Below are 2,809 nucleotides of genomic sequence, written 5' to 3' on the forward strand. Positions count from 1 at the left end.
ATCGATAGAGGGGTGTGTGTGTATCGTGTTAGTAGTAAAAGAAGAAGAAGAAAAGAAGACGATTTCAGCTACGGATAGAGAACTGTTAATAGAGGCTATCCCGCTCATACGACTTCGTGGCGCCGTCAAGTGGCAGTTCCTCGACGCAAGATCTAGGTTTATCCCCCACCCCGTGAATACATCGAACACATCGATAGAGGGGTGTGTGTCTCGACGTTCGACGAGTAGACAGTCGCGTTCGTTGGGATCGCACCGATGCCTGCGACCAAGCGGTGAATGCGGCACTGACGGATCGCCTCTTCCCGCCTATCTCATGGCCACGACAGAACGTGAACACATCGATAGAGGGGTGTCTCTTCGATCACGGGCTCCAAACAATCGAGACAAAGTGTGTCAATCCGAAATCGCTTGCAATCATATTTAACCAACAAAATTCTTTCATCCGCAAGCGTGTTGGTTAAGACCGAGTCACGTTCGCGAACGCATTTAGTTACGGCACCTAGTTTGGGTGTGGATAGGAGTACCGGCTGGTTGGCACAGCCCGGAGTCTACCTGTATGATCTCACCTACGGATTCCAACCGCAGGCTGAAGTGGTAGACTGCAAACCTTGACATCCTCCCCGCGCTGAAGCGCGAGGATTCCTTCGTGGGGCGTCGGGCCGTTCCGTCAGCCCCCGAAGGCAACTTCCCCTCCGCTGGAGGGTACCGAGTTCGTGCGCTACACGTCGGCCCTCGAAACGAGGGTATGGCGTATTCAACGTCCGAGAGGGACGCGGTATCCGCTTGTGCCGTACCCGATACCGCTTGACCGAAGCGTCCGAATACCTGGCAACCACCCACGGTTGGAACGTGGACGGACACGGGTCGTGCCATCGACCGTACTCCGCCGACGAAGGCGGAGTGCAACCGCGAACGGGGCGTGTTTTGATGTGCTGTGCCCCCTCGTGTGCGCGGTCGTTGCCGACCGTCCCCAGTGACGGGTAGGGTTACTGTGAGGAGGGCGGACGAATCTTAACCACGTACTCCCCACCGAGTTTGCCGGTGGTGGGCGTGGAACCGTCCGTATCAGCGGGAAGCAACCCCGTGTCTTCCGATTGAGAGTTTACGCGATTGGCTTGCCGCACGGCACGACGCCGGGCTACTTGATAATGTCGGTTGTTGAGGGTTTGTCGGGTTCATCCCCGCGTAAAGCACGGGGCTTTCTCCTCGATTTTCCGTAATATCCCCACCTCGGATTCCTCCGCCTGAAGAGGAGGACGATGTCAATGCCAGCCGAGTTGATGAAGCCGTTCGGTTACCACTCGTTGAAGCTGATCTCTATTCTTTGAATATATTCTCCTCCGGAACAGTTTGTCGCTAAATATAATATATTAAACACTAAAGAACCCATCAACTCAGAAAATATCTAAAATTATTTGAGATAAACAGACCGAATGAAGAATATAATTCGGTTTTAAATAACTAGTGGTAGTTCAGTGTAGAACATCTATGATTCACGGCAGGACTGGCGATCGATGGCCGTATCGAACTTTGATCGATCGGGCCAAACCGAGAACCTCCTAGTCACAGAATCGAATAACGAGTTCGCGAGTTCGGAGCGCGTAGACGGTCATCTCTCGCCCTTTTTTCGAGTACCACGTCTGGGTGGGCTCGATGAGGTCCCCATCGACGAGGCGGTCGAGATGATAGCAGGTGTTCTGAAGCGATGTCCCGACTGCCGTGGCGATCTCCGAGGCCGGCTTGGGCTCTTCCTCAATCGTGGCAACGATCGCTCGCGCCGTCGTTGAGGAGAGCAGCTCCCAGACAGCTGCGGACTCGTCTCCGGTGACAGAGAGTCGTACTTGATCTTCCGGTACGTGTTCGACCGGCGGCTGTCGTGGTAACGCACTATTCATTGTCTCGTGTCAGATCGCCATTGTCCATTGGCTTGGATGGTCGTGAGGAACACCATTCGCATAAAACCGACCTAGCGCTTCTTGACCGGAGACGGTGTCTGGTCTCATCATGGTTTGCTGCGGTCACCGTCGTTCCTCGGTCGTTAACCGTACCGTGACCGACACCGTGCCCGATTCGACTGTCACGTGGAGTCGGTCCATCCGTATTTGGTACGTTTCACAGTGGTGTCCGTCGGGGTCGACGTACAGTTCGGTCGCGACAAGCCCGGCCGCTTCGAGGCGGTCAAGCCGGCGGTAGACCGTCGCCCGCGACGCCTCGCAAGCGTCTATCAGGTCTCGTCCACGCTTGGGACCCCGACAGAGTGCTTCCAGTATATTCTGCGTGTGTTCGTTGTCTAATAGCTCGAGTAGTACCGGGGCCGAATCGGCCGTCCGCGGCCCTTCGGAACCATCCCCAGACGTACTGTCACCGTCCGGTGATGATTCGGTCGCCAAATCGGCAGTCGTTGCCATCGTATCACTTCATTATCGCTCTCTACCCTATCCCTGCTGGCTACGTGTACTACCACCGACCACCAGACGGGGCTATTCAGATAGATGTGTGATGCATTATCAACGATCTGCAGCAATTCCATGTTTAAAAGAATGAGCGGCTCCAGTCACGTGACTAAACGCGAGCTGTCGAGCGAAAAACAGGAGCCGAAGCTCCGGTGACAGTGACAGATCGGGTGCTTGTACGTCGTCAAGCCAGGTTCGGAACCGGGCCGAGAGCTTTCGGCGACGCTGTTCGTACGACGAAAGCGCCTCCGTCATCGTTCCGGACGCGTCCGTGATCGCCGCTGCGAGCGACCATGACGTTTCGATATCCGTGCTGGGACCGAGATGCGTTCCGGGGAGGGCTGTTCGCGCGGCCG

At 55.7% G+C, this 2,809-nt stretch carries 2 protein-coding genes and 1 pseudogene; 1 reads left to right on the plus strand and 2 read right to left on the minus strand.

The genetic code is table 11. The features are described 5' to 3' along the window. Positions 1–492: 492 nt before the first annotated feature. Positions 493–612: pseudogene (locus DJ74_RS19525) on the plus strand (RNA-guided endonuclease TnpB family protein); the annotation flags it as partial. A 947-nt stretch (positions 613–1,559) separates the two neighbouring features. Here the strand turns inward: DJ74_RS19525 and DJ74_RS03090 are convergent. Further along, a complete protein-coding gene (locus DJ74_RS03090) occupies positions 1,560–1,895 on the minus strand; it encodes a winged helix-turn-helix domain-containing protein (protein WP_094524451.1) in 336 nt (111 codons plus the stop codon). A 123-nt stretch (positions 1,896–2,018) separates the two neighbouring features. Beyond that, entirely contained in the window at positions 2,019–2,408 is a 390-nt protein-coding gene (locus DJ74_RS03095; RefSeq protein WP_094524450.1) for a winged helix-turn-helix domain-containing protein, read from the minus strand. Between the last annotated feature and the right edge of the window lie 401 nt (positions 2,409–2,809).

Source organism: Halorubrum sp. Ea8 (assembly GCF_002252925.1).
In the GTDB taxonomy this organism is placed as follows: Archaea; Halobacteriota; Halobacteria; order Halobacteriales; family Haloferacaceae; genus Halorubrum.